We start from the raw sequence: 21,832 nt of genomic DNA, 5'->3' as shown, positions 1-21,832 counted from the left end.
ATTGGCATTGCAAGGGAACGCATTAACAATGTATCCCGATGCATTGGCATTGCAAGGGAACGCATTAACAATGTATCCCGATGCATTGGCATTGCAACGTATTTAAAACTTACGCACAGGTCACGGAAAACGAACCACAGAGGCCGCAGAGGTCACGGAGAAATGAGAGTTTGAGAGGGTTTTTGCGTAAGTCCTAGTATTGCTAAATTTAATTCGTTACGAATTAATGAGATGCAGTACTTAGGGACTTCCAAGTAAAAAAATATCCAATTATTTATTGTGGGATGAGCCTTTCAGCTATCCCACAATCAGACATTTATCCTACAACAGCCGGACTTGCTACCTTCTCTTGTCTTTGGGAAGGCGGACGCATTCCCAAACCAAGTAAATTCAGCATTTCTCGGTCAGTATCGTAATCTGGACAGGGAGTTGTCACTGTCAACATCTTGTTGTCGTCGCTGGAAAAGATAGAATTAGCTCCTGCCATAAAGCAGAAAGCTTGTTCAACTTGAGAAAGTCTCGCCCTGCCGGCACTAAGACGCACATCGGAAGCTGGCATTAAAATTCTGGCTGTGGCAATCATCCGCACAATATCCCAAATGGGAACATCAGGCTGATTTTCTAAGGGTGTTCCCGGTACTTGGGAAAGAATATTAATTGGCACAGACTCTGGATGGGGATGTAAGTTTGCCAGAGTTTGTAACATCCCAACCCGGTCATCGACAGTTTCGCCTAAGCCCAGGATACCGCCGGAACAGACAGTAACATTTGTCTGACGGACATTCTCAATTGTGTGCAAGCGATCGCTATATGTCCTTGTGGTAATAATTGTGCTGTAATATTCCTGTGAGGTATCTAAGTTATGGTTGTAGGCATAAAGTCCCGCTTCTTCCAATTTCCTCGCTTGATTTGCCGTCAACATACCTAGAGTGCAGCACACTTCTAAACCCATTGCAGTCACATCCTTGACCATTTCCAGGACTTCCTCAAATTGTGAGTTATCCCGCACTTCGCGCCAAGCAGCACCCATACAAATGCGACTAACACCAGTTTCTTTAGCTTTTTGGGCGATGTTAACTACCGTTTCTTTTTCTAGAAGTGCTTGCGCCTTTACCTCTGTTTTATAGCGAGAAGATTGGGCGCAGTAGCTACAATCCTCTGGACAACCCCCCGTTTTGATAGATATGAGCTTGCAAACTTGTATTTTTGTTGGGTCATGATATTGGCGATGCACGCTAGCAGCTTGATAAATAAGCTCTAGCAATGGCGTATTGTATATCGCCCTAATCTCTAATTCTTGCCAATCGTAGCGTATTCCCACCACATCACTATCCTTCTTGTAGACTGGGTTAAATCTTGAGCTGTCTTTTGCTTGAATCTGCTGCGGTACAGCGTTTAGGCAAAGCGATTTTATTGAAGTTATGCCGCGCACTGTACTTTATCACCCATTGGCTCTCAATCCTTCCGCTCTAGATATTAGACATCAGCTTATCAAGATTTTGGTTGAATGGCAGATTAAGAGCAAAAATACTCACCCCATCTTTTGTAAAGGCATTGGGCATACATATATCTTTATGAAAAAACTATGACATTTGCGTAAGTCCTGATAATAATACAGCTAATCTAACTGCTGCTGCTAAACCACAGGTTATGAGAGAATTTATAACATTTAGAGAATGTTCTGGGAAGAGATCCCCTTGATTAAGTAATTTATGATATCAGAACTGCCAATAATTGCAAGCGATCGCCTGTTATTACGAGCAGCGATCCATGAAGATATACCCCAAATTCTCAAATACTTTATTGATAACAAAACTTATCTCACTCCATTTTACCCTCTTTGGACTGATGGTTTTTTTACTGAAGAATATTGGCAATATCAGATAGAGAATAGTTTTCTAGAATTTATCAATGGTCAATCGTTAAAACTATTTGTTTTTACCAAAAAAAATCCTACCGTAGTTATTGGAACGGTCAATTTTAGTAATTTTGTCCGAGGAGTTGCTCATTTTTGCTATGTGGGATATAGCCTTGCTGAAAATCAACAAGGTAAAGGATATATGACAGAGGGATTAAAATCTGCAACTCAATATCTATTTCAAGAGTTAAATTTTCACCGAGTCATGGCTAATTATATGCCTCACAATCGGCGCAGTGGTAATGTACTCAAAAGACTCGATTTTGTCATTGAAGGATACGCTAGAGACTATTTGTTAATTAATGGGCAATGGGAAGATCATATTTTGACAAGTCTTACAAATCCTCATTGGAAAGCACCTACTTTTTAAAAAAGCTGAGGATTATTGTCAAGATTATTTATTTTATTTATCGATTATACCTGCTGAGAAATCCATTTATTTATAATCGCTACTTATAAACCTTGTTTAGCAATATAAGTAATTAATGCTTAAATTTCACTCAAATACTTATTTGTAGTTTGTGAGTAATGTCCACATTCCAGCTATTTGCAATACTATGATATTTATATAAAAATGAATTTAATATAGGACTCATATTTGATTTTTGTGAAGCTAGGTACACCTTTATTCTTTCTTCCCAGTCCCCATTACCCCTTATCCCCAGAGGGGGCCCCACCATCCCCAGTCCCCAGTCTCTACGAGTAATTCACCGAATCAAATAGGATTGTTATATATCAATTGTGAATATCTCCAAATTCATAGCAAATTCATAATAACTACACAACAACTCCACAAGCAAATGCAATAGTAATATTTGTTCACTACCAGGCTTAGTTATTAAGGTTAGCTTTCGCCGATGTGTCCAATTTTCTTAAAGAGTTGAGGAGTCTTTTAAAATGCTCATTAATTGTATAAAGCGCTTGTCTGTCTTTTCTACTATCTTCGCTTTTGCTACCATCTTAAACGGAGCTGTATTGGCAGCACCAAGCTCAAATTCTGCTACTACACCAGCCTTAAAAACTCAGACTAGTGCTGCATCACACCAGCCAATCAAACTCACACAGCAACAGCGCCTACAAATCCAAGTGGCTCGCCAGCAAAGAGATAAGAATATTGAAGCTCTATTAAACCCCTCCCAAGATACTAAATTTAAGGCGGCACTGCAATCCCGTCAGAGAATCAGAATAGTTTTAAAATCTTTGGATCTGAATCAAGATCAACAGAAAGAGGTTCAATCAATTTTGCAAACTTATAACCTGCAAGTGAAAAAAATTCTATCTTCACAGGCATCACAACCAACATCAAACCCAATAGGAATTGCTCCACCAACATCACAACCAATTAAAAAATAAAAAATCAGGCGTTGCTGAATTATGGGATAATTTCGCTTAATTTTGAACGCGTTTTCAATGGTTTAAACCGCTAATTTATCCCGCATTTATGCAACGCCAAAAATCAGTTGTATTTACCAAAAAGGGCGCAAAGGAAGAGAGATGAGAAGAGAAGAGTTTGATGTGGGTGAGTATGTCGATCTGATAGGGTTGTTGTTGGATTTAGAGATCAAAAATCAGTATCGTGATGGTGTAGTGGCAAATTTTGAGAGAATTATGGCGATCGCTAATCTTGTAAATTCTTTCCCTTTACCAGAGGAAATTGAAGTTGCACCAGTTTTTGAACCATAATTGCTTCAAGAATAGCTATGTTGATGTTTTAGTGAAGCAAAAACTATGCGGACTGCTATTACTCAAAAAGCTAAACGCGCTATCTCTATAATATAGCGTGTCAAGGTTAAAATAGTGCAATAGAAAATGTTCGTAGTTGCGCTTTAGCGCTAAACAAAGCTAAAATCTATCGCAACATTTAAGACTTGCCACGCCAAATATTTCAGCATGAATTTTGATTTAGCCGATGCCATAACAATATCAACTGCTGTACGCGAAGATAAAGTTAGCGCTGTGGAAGTTACAAAAGCTGCGTTAGCACGAATAGCAACGCAAAATCATCTATTCAACTGTTTTACCACTATAACTGCTGAGACAGCTTTAACAGATGCAGCACTAATCGATCAGGAAATTGCTCAAGGTAATCATCCTGGAGTGCTTGCTGGTGTCCCTTTTGCGGTGAAAAATCTTTTCGATATTGCTGGTTTAACAACTCTGGCGGGATCGAAAATCAATGCAGAAAACCCAGCAGCTAGTCAAGATGCAACCGCAGTAGCGAAGCTGAAGCAAGCGGGTGCTGTGCTAGTTGGTGCTTTGAATATGGATGAGTACGCTTATGGGTTTGTAACAGAAAACTCCCATTACGGTGCAACTCACAACCCCCATGATTTACAGCGAGTTGCTGGTGGTTCATCGGGTGGTTCGGCGGCGGCGGTTGCGGCTGGGTTAGTACCGCTGACATTGGGTTCTGATACTAATGGTTCAATTCGCGTTCCGGCAGCGTTGTGTGGCGTTTTTGGTTTCAAGCCAACTTATGGAAGGTTATCTCGTGCTGGGGTAGCTTTATTTTCTAGCAGTTTTGACCATATTGGCCCTTTTGCGCGTTCGGTGCAGGATATCGCTACGGTGTTTGATCTGCTTCAGGGAGAAGACGATCGCGATCCCATTTGTACAAAACGTCCACCTGAATTATGTTTACCACAACTTAAACAAGATATTTCTGGTATCAGAATTGCCATTGCAGCTGATTATTTTACCAAAGGTGCAGAACCGGCAGCTTTAGCAGCAGTGCAAAAAGTAGCTGATGCAATAGAAGTTACTAAATACGTAATCATACCAGAAGCACATCGCGCCCGTGCAGCAGCCTTTGTAATTACAGCTAGCGAGGGTGCAAATCTGCATTTGTCCAAATTGCAATCGCATCCTGAAGATTTTGATCCAGCGACACGCGATCGCTTTTTGGCTGGGGCGTTAATTCCTAGTAGCTGGTATCTCCAAGCACAACGGTTTAGAAGATGGTATCGCGATCGCGTTCGGGAAGTGTTTCAAAATGTCGATGTAATTCTTGCCCCAAGTACACCAATTTCTGCACCATTAATTGGTCAACAAACCATGATTTTGGATGGCGAAGAAATTCTTGTCCGTTCTCATTTAGGGCTATTTACTCAACCATTATCTTTTATTGGTTTACCCGTTTTATCAGTACCAATTCAGCGCCAAAATGCATTACCTTTAGGTGTGCAATTGATTGCAGCACCATATAATGAAGCCTTAATTTTACGGGTTGCAGCTGCGTTAGAGGCAAAGGGCGTAGTTTCAGCACCAGTAATTTTAAACGCTTTTAACTAATATCAGCCGTCACCCTAAATTCCTCTCCCAAGCTTGGGAGAAGGACTTTGAAATTGGCTCCCCTTCTCACAATTTTGGGAGACTGAAGGGGTTGAGGATGAATTTTACATTTGTACAAGAGGTCTAATGTCTTTAATTTGAATATTTACATGGGAATAATACTATACTTCATCAAAAGCATCTGGATAAACAACCTTCCCTTTATAATTTTTTTGATAGTTTTGCAGTACTTTCACCATGAAAAATTCCTCTGGTACTGGAAAAGGAGACTCGATTTCATAAACAACAGAAGGCTGAAAACTAAAGCGAATATAGAAGTGGGGATGACCTAGTACAATTACTATGGCTTCTTTCTTTGCCTCTGCTATTTCTAACCCTGCTTTTATTAGTGCGCTACCAATTCCTTGTCTTTGAAATTGCGGACGAACTGCCAAAGGAGCTAAACTAAGTACCTGTAGTGTTTCTTCACCCACCAGGTCAATGTAGCTGAATAAAATATGACCGACTATAATATTTTCAACCTCTGCAACCAGAGACAAATCTGAAATATAGCGATTAGAATTGCGAATTTTCTCCACAAGTTGAGCTTCGTTTCCCTGCCCAAAGGCTAATGTATTCACCTCAGCTATTGCTGTGTAGTCTAGTAGAGTTTCACAACGGACATTGATCATTTTAAAACTAATTCCATAAAAACCCAGTTTGCTCGATATTCTAGAGGAATCTCTGTTTTTTCCAAATACGGCTCGATATCCTGAAAGCCAAATCTATGATAAAGTGCGTGTGCTTCCTTTGCAAAAGGGGCGCTGTCTAAACGTATCCTGGAGTAACCAATGTAGGCAGCTTCATTGATGATAAATTCTAATAAAGACTTACCAATTCCTTTTCTGCGAAATTCTGGTTTTACATACATTCTTTTAATTTCGCCAATATCTTCACCAATCTTTCGCAAGCAAGCGCAACCAGCTATTTTTTCCTCATATTGTCCCAAAAGCAAGCGCCCTGAAGGTGGTAGAAATTCGTGGAGTTGAGTCATAGATTGCTCAAAGAATGTATTAACATCTAAATTGATGCCGAATTGATGGCTGAATATCAACTTAGTCTCATTAAAATATTCCCAAAACACTTCCTGGATCTGAGAGTTATGTTCATTAGTCTCTACCTGGATAATTTTAAGCAAAGTTTATGCCTCCGCTAAATAATTGAATAAAAATACACAAGTTAGAGTGACAATTACTAAAGTTGATTTCGCGCTTTCAGTTGCAGATATCGCTCAACTAACTGATCGGCAATTTGATTTGCTGGTGCATCTAGTACTAATACTCCTTTTTGTTTCAGTTGGGCATAAGCTACTTGTCGTTGCATTAATAAATCTAGTGCTACTGCACGGGTATAAACACCTGCAACATCATCTGTAAAGGTGTGTGCTAGACGATCGACTTGTGGATCTCGTAGAGTTACGCAAAATGGAAGATAGCGGGGTGCTAACTTGGAGAGTGCGGCTAGGAGTTCTGTAGAGGCAGTAATATCAACTAAGTCGGTAATCACTACCACCAGCGCCCTCCGAGTTTGTCGCTGCAAAACATTTGTCACCGCCCCCAAATAATCAGATTCAAATAACACTGGTTGAATTGGAGTTAGCTGATCGATTAGCTGATTCAAATGGGGTTGACCGCGTTCTGGGGGAATCCACGTATGCATTTGGCGGTCAAATACACCAACACCCACGCGATCGCCTCGATGTAAACCTGCCAAAGCTAAGGATAAAGTTGCATTCAATCCCCAGTCAAATCGCTGTAAATTCTGTACTTTTGCCGTCATCAGCCGGCCGCGATCGAGTAAAATCAGTAACGTTTGTTCCTGTTCTGGTTCCAAAACCCTCACCAGTGGCATTGCATTACCATAAGCGCCAACCCGACGAGCGGTAGCTTTCCAATCAATAAACCGCAAATCGTCACCAGTACGATAGTTTCGCAGTTCGGCAAACTCTGTACCAATACCAGTTTTGCGAGATTGGCGCATCGATCCTGATGATTGTAGTGTCAGACGAATTGTCAGCGATCGCAATCCCACTAAATCAGGATAAACTTTTACTGGCAGACTTTGGGGAATTTGCCAATCATCCCAAGCTAATCCCCAAAGCCCCAACTGTCGGACTTGAATATTTCCCCAAGGAAACTCTCCCCGCTGTGTTGGGTGGACGGTATACGTTAATTGCTCAGTGCTGTTACTCGGAACAATGGCGCTGAGTGCAGGTGCAGATATGCCAAATCCTGTTGGGTAATAATCGCGGATTTCAATTTGGGCGTCGGTATTTGGCGATGTCACCTTTAGCACTACGGGATTATCTCGCCCAATGGATAATCGTGACGGTAATTCGCGGGTAATTTGCACACGAGAACGCCGCACCCGCAAACCATCTACAACCATCAGTCCGAGAATAATCGCATTAAATAGCACAATAATAGCGATGGTTGCTCTAACAATCAGAAATAAGGATAGGATCGGGGCGATCGCAATACCCAAAACCAACAATAAATAAACTCGTCTGGAAGGAACCATTTTTTAGAGCGAGAGGTTAAATTTTAAGAGGCAGGGGACAGGAGGTAGAATTAATCTACGTTTAAGCATCTGGACGCAGAGCGATAAAATCTTGTAGTTCAGCGATCGCATTTTGAGAATTACGTCGTAAACCCTATAAAATCATCGGGGTGAGGGGTAATACCCCTAAATCGCCAACTGTATCCTTCAAGAAGTCGGGGATATTTTTGTTCATAACTCATTTAGGATTGCTATATAACCTCATGCGCGGTAATATAGCTTGTTTTATTCCTAATGATTGCGCATAGTTTTCATTACTTTGAGAGTAAACACCTCTATCACTAGAAACTAGTTTAGGAGGATAGCCTTTCTCAGGCTACCCTGGTCAGATTTCGCACAGCCCTAATTATCCAAGGTCTTCTGATTGAGAGAACCGTAGAATTAACCGAGCAAACCAAGGGTTTGGTTCAAGACAATTGCTGGGGAATAGAAATGACAAATTCTGTACCCTCACCAAGAGTAGAATGACATTCTAATTTGCCTTTATGCCTTTCCACCACAATTTGATAACTGATAGATAAACCTAAACCAGTGCCTTTGCCAACAGGCTTCGTGGTGAAAAAAGGATCAAATAGACGACTTCTAATTTCCTCCCTAATACCAAGACCATTATCAGCAATGCGAATCACAATGGACGAGATAGAAGAATCTCCCTTATTGTCTATTTCTGTGCGAACTGTAATATTACTGGGATAATTTTTGTACTCTTGAGACGAATGCTTATACTCAGATTCTTCCAAAGCATCAATGGCATTTACAAAGATGTTCATAAATACTTGGTTGAGTTCACTAGCATAACACTCTACTAATGGCAGGTCACTATATTTTTTTATGATTTCAATCTCGGTACGGTTTGGTTGTTCTTTGAGGCGATGTTGCAAAATCATCAGGGTACTATCAATACTTTGATGGATATCTACTTCTTTAATTTCACTTTCATCCAAGCGAGAGAACGTGCGTAGAGATATAACAATCTCACGAATCCTTTCAGCACCAATTTTCATGGAAATTAGTATTTTTCTTAGATCTAAAGAGAGAAAATCAAGCTCAATATCTTTTATTTTTTGGTGGATTTCTGCGCTCGGATTAGGGTAGTTTTGTTGATAAAGCTGTACTAAATCCAGTAAAAAATTAGTGTATTCTTCAGTGTAGTCAAGATTGCCAAAAATAAAATTTACTGGGTTGTTAATTTCATGGGCAATACCTGCTATCATTTGACCCAAACTAGACATTTTTTCAGATTGAATCAATTGGGATTGAGTTTGCTTGAGTTCGTCTAAGGCATTTTTGAGTTCTGCGGTACGTTCTGCAATACGATTTTCTAATTCAGCATTGTTTTTTTCTATGTTTATAAAAGCAGAACTTAGTTGTGCTGTCATTATATTGAAGGATTTACCTAGAATGTTAATTTCTTTAACAATACTCACTTGCATTTTTTGCTCTAAATCTCCAGATGCCATTGCTTCACTTGCTTCGCTCAAACGCAAAATAGGTTTACTAATCCATTGAGAAGTATAAATTCCTACTAAAATTGCCATCCCTAAAGCTAAGAAACACAACAAGATAGTGGTACGATTATTAGCATTGATTTGCGCCATGAAATCTGATTCTGGTAAAACCACAATTACTAACCAATCCAGACCAAACTTATCCTGCCAAGGAGTAACGTGGATACAATGGCGTTCTCCTTTGAACTGAAAATTGAAGTCCTGAGTTTTTTTGATTGCCGAAAAATTATCAATTTTTTTTTGCAAATAATTGGCTGTAGCTTGAATTACCGGGTCATTAATTTGGGTAGCACTTAGTCTTTTTATCTCACCATTTACTACTTGAAAATTTGGTTGCAAGCTGGAATTAGCTATTAATAGTCCATTCCGTTGAATGATAAAGATTTTCCCATGTGGACTCACATTTAATTTGTCAAGAAAATAACTTATGTTTGAGAGTTGAAAATCAATACCAAGAGTAGCAATAAGTCGATGATGTTCATCATATATCGGATAGCTTGCAGTAGCAGCTATATATCCGTCAAAAGCTTCAGTAGGAGTAATTCTGCTCCAGATTGGTTTCCTAGCCTTTAGTGTTTCAACATACCATTCATCACTTAAAACATTATATTGAGTGGTATATACCAGCTTGGTACGATTTCCTTGATTATCGGTTGCGTAAGTATCATTTTTACCATTAGCAAAAATATTATCAATTACTAAATCTTGCCCTTTTAACCAACGCCCAGCTCCTACTAATTCTCCAGTAGGAAGCACATAGCCGATCCAGCTAATATTTTTATATACCTGCGCCTGTTTCCACAAGTAGCTTCCCGTGCCTTGAAAGTCTTTTAAATCAAGATGCCCTTGTTTAACTACACTGGCATTTATCTCATTAATTTGATGCGGTACTTGCAAGTAGTTGTTAAGATGCTGATCAACAGTTTTACTAGTTTCTTTCATTAACTGTCCAGCTAAGTCATTAACAGCTTTCTCACCATTCTGAAACGAAAGATACCACACCAGTCCAACTGCACTAAATATTTGTAGAACAAATGGAACAACAAGGATAAAGCCTAAGGGGAAATTTTTGCTATCTTTCTGTTTTAAAAAGGGATTATTCATTATTTTCAGTTTTGGGCTGCCTAAAAACGCACAGCTAATCTCTAGAGTTAAGTAAGTGGGCGGGAAAATTTATCGTTGGGATAAGGCAGAAGGCTGAAGGGAAGAGGGTTTTAGCCAGATTAATTTTTCTTTACATAGTATAGTTAGGTTTATTTGTGCCTACCTACTTAGTATTCCCAGCCAACCCCATCAATGTGCATATGGGGTTGACTTTTTAAAAAAAATATAAAACAATCTTTAATAGGTCAGTAAAATTGCTGAAAGTAAAATTACTGTAAAAAATCATAAAACTAATTGAGGAAAACGTTTGCCGCTTAATAGGCATGTTTTAACTTGATTGCCTTCATAAATTCGTGAGGAATTGAGTGAACTACTGGCAAAGAGCAGAGCCACTCAATAACGCTACGAACTTGTGAAATATTACACTTAGTTCGTGATTTTCCTGCTTCTGCAAGTCAGATATTTCTTTACTTTATGGGCTGTTTGTTGTTTTGTAATCCTTGGAAAGCCCAAATTTAGAGTCTAGATGAACCTAACGTTCATCTAGCACAAAATCTATCAACGCTTACTCATACATCGTTATTTGTCATTTATTTATGCAAAGTTGTCTTATTATGTCTTCGAGAGCAGCAACACCTGTTTATTGCAACGCTCAGAATGCCTCCAATTTACACAATTTTAGATTTTGAGCATGAGATTGTTCAAATTGGTATTAGTTGCAATTGTGATTCATTTTGAAACTAAATTGAGAAAATTGTAATGAGCATTCAAAAATTGTCTGTTAGAGCAGTATCATCTACAAGCAATGTAGATTTTAAGCTGAATGAAGACAACATTCCCGTTGAAGACTATCGACAACTAGCACAAAATTTTGATTGGCAAGATTTAATTTTATCTATCTATCACAAAAGCATTCAACATAGAGATAATCCAACACTAACAATACTAGATGTTGCGTGTGGGACAGGCAGATGGTTGCAAACTTTCCAGCATTATATACAGTTAAAATTACCCAGTTCTGAGCCAATACAAATCAGTTATAATTTGCTGGATTACTCTGAAAATGCACTCTTGAAGGCAAGTCAAAAAATTAATTATCCCCTGGAGTTAGGTTCTCAATATGTTTCTAAAATTCAAGAGACAGAGTTAGCTATAGACTTTTACAATCTAATATGGTCAATGCATGGTTTTTATGCAATTCCTCGCTTTGACTTAATCCCGATATTAACGAAGTTACTTACCTCACTCAATGAAGAAGGAACTTGTTTTATTGCTCAAGCAAATCGTGAGTCATTTTATATAAACTTTTATGACAGATATTTGCAGCTATTTCATAATGGTCAAGGAAAAATATTTACATCAGCAGAAGATATCATAGAAGCACTCGCAGCACTTGGGATTGATTACCAAGTCCATGTCATTCGCTATGATGAATGCATAGCTGTTAACGATATAGAAGCCCTTGAACATTATATATTCTATGAAGCTACAATCAACTCATTCAGTAAAGAAGATTCTTTAAAAGTTCAATCATCAATTGTCAATGTCACTCTAGAAGACCTATTGAACCATCAGGAAATGGGTGAATATCTCAATTCACTCATTCAAGATTCAGTTTATCATTTTCCTGAAGAGATATGGCTGATATCTTTTATTAAAAAAAATCAGCAAAGCTCTCATCAAAAAATTAATAAATCGAATAAGTCCATTACCAACAACACAAATAATCCTCTGCTACTAAATGGTAGAGATATGGTTAGGCTTGTTGAAACTGCATTGCAGTTTATCATTCCCTGTCAAGAAAATGCTGAGAGCTTTCCTCTAAATGGATCTGGTTTCAAATGGTTACACCTTAGTGAGATCAATAGTGAGGTAGATAGTGCAATCCAGCTTGCCCAATCTGTTGTCGAAGGCTTACCAGAGGAGGGCAACTCTAACTTTGAAGCACTACTGCATAATCTTTTTGAACGACTTGCTCCTTGCAGCATTAACACAAATAGTGGTGGTTATCTGGGTTTTATTCCTAGTGGTGGATTGTTTCATTCTGCTTTAGCTGATTTTATTGCTCTATCGCTCAATCGATATGTTCCAATATTCATGGCTGCACCAGGACTTGCAGCAATTGAAGCTCAAACAGTACGTTGGTTATGCGATATAATCGGACTCCCTTTAGAAGCAGGTGGAACTATTACATCTGGTGGTTCCGTAGCAACTCTCACCGCCATACATACTGCTCGCAGTAGTAAAATCTCAAATCACGCTCCAGAAAAGCTTTTAAAGGCAACAGCCTACGTTAGTGAACAAGCACACTACTGTTTGGAGCAAGGCTTTGTAATTTGCGGATTTCCACAGCAGAACATTCGTAAAATTCCGGTAGATGGCAACTTTCAGATGCGTCTAGATATCCTAGAGGACACAATCAAACAAGACACACTTGAAGGTTTTCACCCATTTTTTGTGTCAGCAACCGCAGGAACAACTAATACTGGAGCAGTTGATAATTTATGGAAAATTGAAAAGCTGGCACGAAAGTATAGTCTTTGGTTTCATGTTGATGCTTCTTACGGAGGTTTCTTTAGGGTGACCAAACGTGGGGCAAGCATTTTGAAAGGAATTGAACAAGCTGATTCTGTTGTTATCGATCCCCACAAATCGCTGTTTCTTCCCTATGGAACAGGAGCTTTGCTGGTCAAAGATAGAAATAAACTCAAGATAGCTTTTGATTTCACAGGTTCGTATCTTCCTAGTCAAAGAGATGTAGAAATTCCCTTAATTGATGACATGATGCATCTCTCTCCAGAACTCACCAGGGAATTTCGGGGACTCAGGATCTGGCTACCCTTGAAGATGTTAGGTATGAAGGTTTTCCGTGAACAACTTGAACAAAAGCTTGATCTTGCCCAATGGGTAACAGAACACTTATTACAGATTCCAAATATTCGTATTGTTGCACGTCCGCAACTTTCTGTTCTGGCTTTCAAGTTAGATCCTTCAGGATATAATCTTGATCCAAAATTATTGGATTTAGTCAACAGAGAGTTTTTGGATGCAATTAATCAGCCAGGAAATATCCTACTTTCTCCATTTAGAGGAAGCCATAACAGAGATGGTGAATTCTGTATTCGGATGGCAATCCTCTCGTTCCGAACAACCTTAAATCACCTGAAGCAGGCTATAGTTGATATTCATAATGCAGCTAGGGATGTCTTGGAAAAACTTGAAATAACCTTAACCTAACTTCCCCAAAAAGAAATTACCTGACTAATAGATTCCTTCTGCTTTTTTATTCTCAATATCTTTATGTTTGCTGTTATTGATAAATTTCGGTGAACTATCTACAAACATACAGATTGGAAATCAACTATTGAGTTTTACCAAGGAGATGAAATGAGTATCCCAACAAATATAGGCATCGAATACACTGCATACAAAAACTTAGATCCCAAAGACTATCTTGCAGAATACTATACAAATATCATTCTTGACGAGCAATTGTGCTTAGAATTTTTAACTGACTCGCTGCGTAAAATCTTACCAATATCTGTAGCACTTGAGTTTGGTAGCGGACCTGTTGTCTCTCACCTCATTCCATTAACAGCCAAAGCTCAAGAGATACATGTGGCAGACTATCTTGCTGGCAACTGTGCCGAAATTGAAAAGTGGATTACTAAACAACCAGATGCTTACAATTGGCGACCATTCACCTTGGAGATACTGCGCCTTGAAGGCAATTCTAACCCAACTGAAGCTGAAGCCGAAAAACGTGAACAAGAAACACGCGAACGCATTACTGAGGTTCTATTTTGTGATCTGACCCAACCAAATCCCCTTGGTTCCCAAAGACGTGAATTTTACCCTTTGGTAACGGCTCATTATTGTGCTGAGGGTATCAGTCCAGACAAAGATAACTGGCAAGCATATATGCGTAATCTTACGACTTTGGTCAAAGCAAAGGGGGTTTTAATTATTACTGCTTGTGGTTCAACAACTGCTGGTAGTTCAGGTGATTTCTATCGTGTCGGACATCAATACTATCCTTTAACTAAGCTCAACCCTCAAGATATACTAGACTGTTTCAGGCAAAATGGTTTTATTGATGTAGACATCAGAGTTCGTTATTTGCCTGACCCTGGTGAACAAGGCTACGATTGTTTAATTTTCGCTTGTGGAGTCAAATCTGTATTGGTTTAAGGGATATTATCTTTCTTTTGTCAGAGTGGGAAAACTCAATTGGTGAAATCCTTTTGGTGCTTTAATTTCCGCTTTTTAACTAGAAATTTTAGTTATTGTTAGAAAATAAAGTTTTAAAGCTTGATTAATTTAAAGTCTCAGAATTTAGGTTTGATTATTGTTTCCCGAGAGTGGCAAAAGAGAGATAGTCGGCTTTTTACACAGAAAAACTGGGTTTCAAATCCGAGACGATAAATTCTAGTCACTGGGGATTCAGATTACTTTGGTAAGCTAGAAATACAGCATCAAAAGGTTTGAAGTAGCTGACGTTATTGGAATGATTAGATAAATTATCAGACTTGATAGCTATAGGTTCGCCACTATTTTTAGTAGCCATTTGAGTGCCACCGATTCCAGGCAATAAAGCAATAGAAGTAACAATGAGTACAGAATCAATCAAGATAGAGAGTTTCATAGGATAATCCTTAGTTATAGTAAAATGCAATTAGTGTTCTTGAGTAATAGAGTCTTATTTTTTATCTGTCTTAACTTCCTGCACCCAGTTCACCTGAACGGTTGATTTGCCCCTCACCCATTCGGGTGATTTAATTGAGCGCATCCTACGGATCGTTAAAAGTTGTTAAGACCCATCATGTGATAAGCAAGAACAGCAGTATCAAAGGTTTTGAGGCAATTGATATCTGTGGAATGGTTGTGTAAAGTATTAGATTTGATAGCTGTATTGATTGATGTGCCACTCTTGCTATGAGTAGCTATTTGAGTCCTAGCGATTCTAGGTAGGACACTAGAATCAAAAATGTGTGCAAAATTGACCGGGGAAAAGAGTTTCATTATTGATACTGTGTTGGTTAATAAATCGGGAGTTAAGTGCAGGACAAAATTGAACAGATATGTATTTAACTGAGATTATCTAAAAATTTATGCAGCGCTGTTACTTAGTTGTAGGCATAGCCCAACCGAGGCATCGCATTTTTGAACTATTCCCTTCAACAGCAAATTTATTGGTTTAGTATAAATTAAATCTAATTTGTATATTCGGGTTTACCGAACATATAAATTAGAGTAAACCGTAATTTTCCTTATATCTGATTTGGTAGGGTAATCATCAATTTGTTGGTGCTAATAACCGAATTTACAGCAGGTTTAACTCTACATAAAATGAATATGTAAGCACAAAGTTAAGTGCAAAACTTATTACACAAAGCTAACTAATGCAAGGAAGAGTTATGACACTAGTTCGTTGGAATCCTTGGAGAGAAATTGACACTCTACAACACCAAATCAATAGTTTATTTGAAGATACCAGACTACCATCTGCATTGTTTGATAAAGGCTTAAGCAAAGTTCCTGCTGCTGAAATTCAAGAAACTGAAGATGCGATTCATCTGAAGCTAGAACTGCCAGGAATAGAAGCTAAAGACCTGGATGTGCAAGTCACAGAAAATGCTGTTTACGTTAGTGGTGAGCGTAAGTCTGAAACGAAAACAGAGGAAAAAGGTGTTACCAGAAGTGAGTTTCATTACGGTAAATTTCAACGCGTAATTCCTCTATCGGTTCGGATTCAAAACACCAACGTTACGGCAGATTATAAAGATGGCATCTTGAATCTTATACTGCCTAAAACTGAGCAAGAAAAGAACAAAGTTGTCAAGGTAAATTTGGAACAATCTGCTAACTAATTGTTTGCGATCGCACTACTTTTCCTGCAATGATTGATTGAAATAGTTAAAAGCTTGGTCATGCGAGTGACCAAGCTTTTTTTAGCACTTTAGTATTTATAGGAATCCGGTTTGATTTTTGAACAAAATTAGGTATTTGTAGGGTGCGTTAGCGTTTTGCGTAACACACCATTCTTAAGGATTCGGTGCGTTACGCTATCGCTAACGCACCCTACTACTACTTTTCCTGCAATGATTGATTGAAATAGTTAAAAGCTTGGTCATGCGAGTGACCGAGCTTTTTTCTTAGCACTTTAGTATTTAAAAAAGTCCTAAATACTTTCGAGATTTTTAAGTACTTCTGCGGCTGACTGATATCGCTGAGTGAAATCGAAATGTACCATTTTATTTAAAATCATCACTAACTCGTCTGTAGCCTCAGTTAATTCGCGCCAATGTTGCCAAATGTGTTGATTAGCATCAGCTTGGCTTTGGATAATTATTTCACCAGTATTTGTGTCTCTACGAAACTCTCTGGGTTCTACCCCAGTTAAACCTTGTATTCCCATAATTCCCAACGCATAAATATCGCTGTTGAGTTTTGGCAATCCACTCATTTGTTCAGAAGGTGCATAACTGGGAGTGCCAATTGAAATAGTCTGAGCTTCTTGCTGCTGAGGTTGAATTTGCTTAACAGCGCCAAAGTCAATTAAAACAATGTGCCGATCTGATTCTCGTCTAATCAAATTACTAGGTTTGATATCTCGATGGATTACGCCATAGCTATGAACAAAAACTAGCACATTTAAAACTTCTTTGAGTATCTCCACAACTTCAGCTTGTTTTAGTCGCTTCCCAGCAGTTAACTCTTTATCCATAGCGTGCCCTCGAACAAATTCTTGCACTAAAGAGAATTGCCGATTTTCTTCAAAGAAAGCTAGCAGTTGGGGAATTTGTGGGTGTTTACCCAAAGTTTCTAAAATTTCTGCTTCAGCGTCGAATAGGCGTCTGACAACATTTAAATATTCCACATCTTGGCGAGGAGGTCGTAACTGTTTAACCACACACTGCGGATTACCAGGACGCTGGATATCATCAGCTAAATAAGTATTGCTAAATCCTCCAGAACCCAAGGGTTGAGTAATTTTGTAGCGGTTGTTTAGTACCGTGCCTAGTGCAATTTCTTGCCCGATGGAATCAACAATTACCGTTGGCGCTTCATTTGAGGCGTTGCCACGCTGCCGTAAAAGATTTTGCAATTCCACAATTAATTGTTGATGTTCTTGAACCCGTTGGGTAATTTCTTTTTGCTCTTGTTTGGTTTGATAAGCACTATAAGCGAGGACACTGCCAACGGTAAATACTAACCCCAACGCCGGAGGTATGACTGGGAACCATCCAGCTTGGGTAAAAATGAAAAAATTGGCTCCAAATAATACTGCAAGGGCTGTTGCTGCTGCCAATCCTAAGCCTAGCGGATGTTGAATCCGCCATACCAGCAACCCACCAACTACAGTCCATCCCCATATCCAAAGGACTTTACCCCACTCAGGCAAAAACCAAAATAGAGGCTGTTTGTTCAGCACAGCACTGAGAATTTGACTAACGCTGTGGGCATGAATTTCAATTCCAGCCATCTTGCCAGAATTATCTGACTTACCGCTAGCAAAGGGCGTATTAAAAATATCATTTAAACTATTGGCTGTTGAACCAATCAAAACAATCCGGTCTTTAACTAAATCTGGTTTAACTTGATTTGCAAGTACTTCTGTAATAGTTACCTGCTGGGCAACCTGATGACCAGAACGGTAATTAAGCAGGATTTGGTAGCCATTGGTATCTGCTTTTTCATAGCCACCAGCGCTACTTTGCAGAGGTTTAAATACAGTATTACGTAGTCTTAGTTCCTTTTTGGGGGTAAATTCTAATTGGATGCCTCCGACTTCTAAATATTTGAGCGCTAATTGTAAGCTAAAAGAATAGGTACTTTGACAAGAATCGGACTCCTCTGCACTTACCAATAAGAGGTTGCGGCGAATTGTAGCATCAGTATCTTCTACAACATCATTAAATCCGACTCGCTCTGCTTCAACGCCCTTTGGAGGCGCTATTCCCGGATTGTTAGAACCAGAATGTTTGCAGATAGGAATGATGATATCGCTCTGTTGTAAGCGTTGTAGTAGTTTGTCATGACCGGGCGGTACTGGTAAGTCACGAAAAATATCTAGACCAATGACTCGCGGTTGATATTCTTCAAGTTTGCCTAACAGTCGGTCTAGAAGTTCACTAGACAGGGGCCAATTCCATTTTTGGATATCTTTTTCACTTAAAGCAACAATCAACAAACGAGTGTCTGGGCCTGGGTCGGCACGTAATTGCATCATTTGGTCGTAGACTTTCATTTCTAGAGGCTCGAAAACCCCAAGTTTTTGAATGCCTACTAGTAAAATTGTAGCGATCGCACTTGAAAGAATAACTGGCTGTCTAAATAAACTTTTAAAAGTTACAACCATTTTTTTAAATAGGTTTTACTTTAAAATATACGTATATTTTTAGATTAATTTTTAATATTGAAATTATTCTATGCAATTTGCAACTTTTCAAAAAATCTAGTAATCATATTTTACCTGCAAACAGCAACACGTCAGATACCAGACTTATTTAATAAGTCCGGTATCTTGTTGTTCGTGACTAATTTAGAGTTGCTATATGTGTTTCAGATAATGCACAATCGCCTCTGCTGTTGACAAATTAGTAGCCAATAAAACTTGATTAATAGTACATAATCTTAACAGTGCTTCTTCATTTGCTTGACCAGGCTGAGGTTGCAGCAAATCTCGTAGGAAAATAACTGCTAAAATTTCTCCGGCTCCAACCAATGAGGCAATTGTTTGATATCCTCCCGAAGTTGGTGCGGGAGTTTGTTGACTAATAGTTATCCCTGCCTGTTGATGTAAGACTTCACCAACAGATGGCCAGGTAATTGTAAAACTCTGCGAGAAAAATTCTTGATGTTCAGAAACCAATTCAGCAAGTTCTGATTTCTTGCTTTCATGAGCGATGAGTACTATATTTCTTTCAATGATTGCTTGAGGAGACTCATTAACATTTGTTTCTTCTGGAGTTTCATCAAAACGATCTTCTTCTACTTCAGAAACTTCTTCAATAGTTTGACTGATGTTCTCAGTCGTTCCACTTTCTGTTGTTTCCAAAGATGGAATATCAGTTGAGTCAGAAATTTGAGTTATTTGTGCAGCAACATCATCAACATATAGATTAACTTCTTCAGTACTTGCATTACTCAAATCAATGTATTGATTGCTTAAAACTTCTGCAACGGCATCATCAGGTGCAGTTGATGCTTCAGAAACTTCGCTTATTGTTTCATCCACTGCAGAAGTAGGTTCTACTTCGTCAACATCTGCGCTGTCTGCTGCTGTAACTGACGTATCCCAATCTATCGCTTCATCAGTGGTATCCTGTGTAGCTTGGCTCAATGCTTCTTGTGGCTGAATCGCTTCGTTTTCAACAACTTCACTGGCTTTTTCTGCAACTGGCGTATCCAAATTTACTATTTCATCATGAGTAGCTTCGGGAATGTCACTCTCCTCCTCAGATACATGGTGGAAAATATCGCGCGGCTGTACGGAGGTAACTTCTGCTGCTAGTGCTGCCTCCAACTCTGTATTCTCATCGTAGGTAGCTTCTGGAATCGGACTCTGTGCAGGAACTTCGTTGAAAATATCCCGTGGCTGTACGAAGGTAACTTCTGCTGCTAGTGCTGCCTCTAACTCTGCATCCTCGTCGTAGGCAGTTTCTGGAATAGCTGTATCACGCTGTTGTACGAAAGTAGATTCTGCCGCCAGTGCTGCTTCCAAGTCTGTAACCTCATCGTGGGTAGCTTCTGGAACTATACTTTCCTCTTCAGGAGTTTCAATGATGTTTTCAGGTGCAGCTATGGCGTCATCAGGTTCAGTCAAAGAAACTTCTGAGGCTTCGCTGACTTCTGGAACCTCTACTTCCTCACTATCTGGTTTACTGAATGTAGGCAAATCCACAATTTCATCACGAACATCGTGTGGAACTTCGCTAACTGCTTCTGGTGGTTGAATGATGTTTTCAGGGGCGATTATCTCAACAACCGGGATGACATTATCAGGTTGAGTCGAAACAACTTCTGAGATTTCGCTGATTTCTGAGGAAGGAGGTGTTTCTACTTCGGGACTAATTGGCGGTGGAACTTCGCTAACTACCTCTGGGGCTGGATTAACAACATTGGCAGCGCTGACATTTTCAGGCGATCGCGGCCGAGAAAACAGTGAAGGATCTATAATTCTAAAGACTGTCTCTGGTTGCTCATAAGCAGGAGCAACTGCTTCCAAAATCAAAACATAATCTGCAATCCGAATAATATCTCCATCGCTCAAAGAATATGGTCGATTTTTTTCAGCTTGTTTTCCATTAAATATTGAGCCATTTCTACTGCCAAGGTCAGAGAAGTAGTAATTTCCACTTTTAACAAAAAACTTAGCATGTACTCGACTGATATCAGGGCTGTCTAAAACTAAATCAGAATCAGGAGAACGACCTATTAGCCATTCTCCTCTCGGTGTAGTTTCTAGGGTAAGGTCAACTTCATTGACTTCACTTAGATTTGGTGAGTAGCTAACTTTTACTTTCATATTAATTTTTGGTTAATTTTATTGATTTCTCCTACCCAGCGCTGACGGGTAGTATGTTCTAAATTTAAAATATCATCTTGTGACCAGTGGAAATGATAAGCAATAAAAGCTACCTCCTCATATAAAGTATCAGAGGGGTAGCTTACGACTCCCCCGCTAGTTCTAGCTGCACTGAAAATTGAGTATTACAGTGGGGACATTGTGTCGGAATGTGTACATTGCCTTGCTGATTGATTCGATTGTAAAATTCTCGGAGATAGGCAATGTCATGTAAAAGCAGTCCTTCAAGTAAATCAGGACTAACAGAGTTGAAACTACCCAAGCGAGTAATAACCCGTGCCAGCATCACCAAAACGCCATAAGCTGGATTTTCCTGAACTTTGCGCTCTTGTTGCACCAAAATTTCATCTTTAGCGGTGGCTAAACGCATCACCCCATGACGATGTACTCGTTGTTCACTATCACTCAATCCTCTAGGAAGAGTGAAGGCAAATTCTGTGCAGAGAGTATCTTTTTTACGGCGCATAGGTTATTTTATTTGGGCATTGGGCATTGGGTATTGGGGAGTGCTGAATTAGGAGTGGTGAGTGCTGAGTGCTGAGTTAAGAGTTAGGAGTCAGGAGTTAGGAGTTAGGAAGAAATATTATTGTTTCAAGCTTAAAACTCGGAAATTGAGCCTTTTTACTTGAACGTTGAGCCTTTGAACTCGAAAGTTACACCTTTTTACTCGAACATTGAGCCTTTGAACTCGGAAGTTGCACCTTTTTACTCGAACATTGAGCCTTTGAACTCGAAAGTTACACCTTTTTACTCGAACATTGAGCCTTTGAACTCGGAAGTTGCACCTTTTTGCTTGAACGTTGAGCCTTTGAACTCGGAAGT

At 39.2% G+C, this 21,832-nt stretch carries 17 protein-coding genes and 1 pseudogene; 8 read left to right on the top strand and 10 right to left on the bottom strand.

Annotated features, from left to right (window positions below):
- Window positions 1–316 precede the first annotated feature (316 nt).
- Window positions 317–1,324, bottom strand: a complete 1,008-nt coding sequence (gene bioB, locus RMY63_RS30125) for a biotin synthase BioB (RefSeq protein ID WP_322732232.1) — start codon at window positions 1,322–1,324, stop codon at window positions 317–319.
- 388 nt (window positions 1,325–1,712) lie between these two features.
- On the opposite strand from bioB, the gene RMY63_RS30120 reads away from it, so the two are divergent.
- The 4 genes from RMY63_RS30120 to RMY63_RS30105 all read left to right on the top strand — a co-directional run bounded on the left by RMY63_RS30120 (window position 1,713) and on the right by RMY63_RS30105 (window position 5,209).
- Window positions 1,713–2,288 carry a GNAT family N-acetyltransferase gene (locus RMY63_RS30120; protein ID WP_322732231.1) on the top strand — a complete coding sequence of 192 codons (576 nt, stop codon included), beginning with the start codon at window positions 1,713–1,715 and terminating at the stop codon, window positions 2,286–2,288.
- A 527-nt stretch (window positions 2,289–2,815) separates the two neighbouring features.
- On the top strand, window positions 2,816–3,271 hold the full coding sequence (locus tag RMY63_RS30115; RefSeq protein WP_322732230.1) for a hypothetical protein: 456 nt from the start codon (window positions 2,816–2,818) through the stop codon (window positions 3,269–3,271).
- A 141-nt stretch (window positions 3,272–3,412) separates the two neighbouring features.
- Entirely contained in the window at window positions 3,413–3,601 is a 189-nt protein-coding gene (locus RMY63_RS30110; protein WP_322732229.1) for a DUF4089 domain-containing protein, read from the top strand.
- Window positions 3,602–3,808: 207 nt separating this feature from the next.
- The gene (locus RMY63_RS30105; RefSeq protein WP_322732228.1) at window positions 3,809–5,209 is read left to right on the top strand and encodes an AtzE family amidohydrolase; all 1,401 of its coding nucleotides are present in this window, start codon (window positions 3,809–3,811) and stop codon (window positions 5,207–5,209) included.
- A 161-nt stretch (window positions 5,210–5,370) separates the two neighbouring features.
- Here the strand turns inward: RMY63_RS30105 and RMY63_RS30100 are convergent, their stop codons facing one another.
- The 4 genes from RMY63_RS30100 to RMY63_RS30085 form a co-directional block, all read right to left on the bottom strand.
- Window positions 5,371–5,880, bottom strand: coding sequence for an N-acetyltransferase (locus RMY63_RS30100; protein WP_322732227.1), 510 nt, complete (start codon window positions 5,878–5,880; stop codon window positions 5,371–5,373).
- The gene (locus tag RMY63_RS30095; RefSeq protein WP_322732226.1) at window positions 5,877–6,386 is read right to left on the bottom strand and encodes a GNAT family N-acetyltransferase; all 510 of its coding nucleotides are present in this window, start codon (window positions 6,384–6,386) and stop codon (window positions 5,877–5,879) included. The genes RMY63_RS30100 and RMY63_RS30095 overlap by 4 nt, the downstream gene beginning before the upstream one ends.
- 56 nt (window positions 6,387–6,442) lie before the next feature.
- Window positions 6,443–7,768: a DUF58 domain-containing protein gene (locus RMY63_RS30090; RefSeq protein WP_322732225.1), complete on the bottom strand. Its 1,326-nt coding sequence runs from the start codon at window positions 7,766–7,768 to the stop codon at window positions 6,443–6,445.
- Window positions 7,769–8,214: 446 nt separating this feature from the next.
- Complete coding sequence (locus tag RMY63_RS30085) at window positions 8,215–10,419, bottom strand: sensor histidine kinase (RefSeq protein WP_322732224.1); 2,205 nt, start codon at window positions 10,417–10,419, stop codon at window positions 8,215–8,217.
- A 759-nt stretch (window positions 10,420–11,178) separates the two neighbouring features.
- On the opposite strand from RMY63_RS30085, the gene RMY63_RS30080 reads away from it, so the two are divergent.
- Together RMY63_RS30080 and gntF are read left to right on the top strand one after the other, a co-directional pair.
- Window positions 11,179–13,656, top strand: a complete 2,478-nt coding sequence (locus RMY63_RS30080) for an aminotransferase class V-fold PLP-dependent enzyme (RefSeq protein ID WP_322732223.1) — start codon at window positions 11,179–11,181, stop codon at window positions 13,654–13,656.
- A 150-nt stretch (window positions 13,657–13,806) separates the two neighbouring features.
- Window positions 13,807–14,610 (top strand): guanitoxin biosynthesis pre-guanitoxin forming N-methyltransferase GntF, encoded by an 804-nt coding sequence (gntF, locus tag RMY63_RS30075; RefSeq protein ID WP_322732222.1) that lies wholly within the window; start codon window positions 13,807–13,809, stop codon window positions 14,608–14,610.
- A 241-nt stretch (window positions 14,611–14,851) separates the two neighbouring features.
- Here gntF and RMY63_RS30070 read toward each other — a convergent pair whose 3' ends face one another.
- A complete protein-coding gene (locus RMY63_RS30070) occupies window positions 14,852–15,064 on the bottom strand; it encodes a hypothetical protein (RefSeq protein WP_322732221.1) in 213 nt (70 codons plus the stop codon).
- Between the two features lie 772 nt (window positions 15,065–15,836).
- Here RMY63_RS30070 and RMY63_RS30065 point away from each other — a divergent pair.
- On the top strand, window positions 15,837–16,289 hold the full coding sequence (locus RMY63_RS30065) for an Hsp20/alpha crystallin family protein (protein ID WP_322732220.1): 453 nt from the start codon (window positions 15,837–15,839) through the stop codon (window positions 16,287–16,289).
- A gap of 311 nt (window positions 16,290–16,600) precedes the next feature.
- On the opposite strand, the gene RMY63_RS30060 is transcribed toward RMY63_RS30065, so the two are convergent.
- From RMY63_RS30060 to RMY63_RS30045, 4 genes are all read right to left on the bottom strand, one after another.
- The gene (locus tag RMY63_RS30060; protein WP_322732219.1) at window positions 16,601–18,781 is read right to left on the bottom strand and encodes a CHASE2 domain-containing serine/threonine-protein kinase; all 2,181 of its coding nucleotides are present in this window, start codon (window positions 18,779–18,781) and stop codon (window positions 16,601–16,603) included.
- A 192-nt stretch (window positions 18,782–18,973) separates the two neighbouring features.
- A complete protein-coding gene (locus tag RMY63_RS30055) occupies window positions 18,974–20,950 on the bottom strand; it encodes an FHA domain-containing protein (RefSeq protein ID WP_322732218.1) in 1,977 nt (658 codons plus the stop codon).
- A complete protein-coding gene (locus RMY63_RS30050; RefSeq protein ID WP_322732255.1) occupies window positions 20,947–21,129 on the bottom strand; it encodes a DUF6760 family protein in 183 nt (60 codons plus the stop codon). Before RMY63_RS30050 ends, RMY63_RS30055 begins: the two co-directional genes overlap by 4 nt.
- Window positions 21,093–21,476, bottom strand: a complete 384-nt coding sequence (locus RMY63_RS30045; protein WP_322732217.1) for a phage tail assembly protein — start codon at window positions 21,474–21,476, stop codon at window positions 21,093–21,095. The genes RMY63_RS30050 and RMY63_RS30045 overlap by 37 nt, the downstream gene beginning before the upstream one ends.
- Before the next feature lie 174 nt (window positions 21,477–21,650).
- On the opposite strand from RMY63_RS30045, the pseudogene RMY63_RS30040 reads away from it, so the two are divergent.
- Window positions 21,651–21,832 (top strand): annotated as a pseudogene (locus tag RMY63_RS30040) (hypothetical protein); the annotation flags it as partial.

It is taken from the genome of Nostoc sp. ChiQUE01b (assembly GCF_034531255.1).
Lineage (GTDB): Bacteria > Cyanobacteriota > Cyanobacteriia > Cyanobacteriales > Nostocaceae > Nostoc.
The sequence above is the reverse complement of the archived record's forward strand: the minus strand, read 5'-3'. Positions and strand labels throughout refer to the sequence as shown.

Coding starts and splice junctions, on each gene's coding strand:
- RMY63_RS30085 (WP_322732224.1), bottom strand. CDS start 10,419: ATGAATAATCCCTTTTTAAAACAGAAAGATAGCAAAAATTTCCCCTTA.
- RMY63_RS30110 (WP_322732229.1), top strand. CDS start 3,413: ATGAGAAGAGAAGAGTTTGATGTGGGTGAGTATGTCGATCTGATAGGG.
- RMY63_RS30065 (WP_322732220.1), top strand. CDS start 15,837: ATGACACTAGTTCGTTGGAATCCTTGGAGAGAAATTGACACTCTACAA.
- RMY63_RS30080 (WP_322732223.1), top strand. CDS start 11,179: ATGAGCATTCAAAAATTGTCTGTTAGAGCAGTATCATCTACAAGCAAT.
- RMY63_RS30060 (WP_322732219.1), bottom strand. CDS start 18,781: ATGGTTGTAACTTTTAAAAGTTTATTTAGACAGCCAGTTATTCTTTCA.
- RMY63_RS30070 (WP_322732221.1), bottom strand. CDS start 15,064: ATGAAACTCTCTATCTTGATTGATTCTGTACTCATTGTTACTTCTATT.
- RMY63_RS30100 (WP_322732227.1), bottom strand. CDS start 5,880: ATGATCAATGTCCGTTGTGAAACTCTACTAGACTACACAGCAATAGCT.
- RMY63_RS30090 (WP_322732225.1), bottom strand. CDS start 7,768: ATGGTTCCTTCCAGACGAGTTTATTTATTGTTGGTTTTGGGTATTGCG.
- RMY63_RS30055 (WP_322732218.1), bottom strand. CDS start 20,950: ATGAAAGTAAAAGTTAGCTACTCACCAAATCTAAGTGAAGTCAATGAA.
- RMY63_RS30115 (WP_322732230.1), top strand. CDS start 2,816: ATGCTCATTAATTGTATAAAGCGCTTGTCTGTCTTTTCTACTATCTTC.
- gntF (WP_322732222.1), top strand. CDS start 13,807: ATGAGTATCCCAACAAATATAGGCATCGAATACACTGCATACAAAAAC.
- RMY63_RS30120 (WP_322732231.1), top strand. CDS start 1,713: ATGATATCAGAACTGCCAATAATTGCAAGCGATCGCCTGTTATTACGA.
- RMY63_RS30045 (WP_322732217.1), bottom strand. CDS start 21,476: ATGCGCCGTAAAAAAGATACTCTCTGCACAGAATTTGCCTTCACTCTT.
- RMY63_RS30105 (WP_322732228.1), top strand. CDS start 3,809: ATGAATTTTGATTTAGCCGATGCCATAACAATATCAACTGCTGTACGC.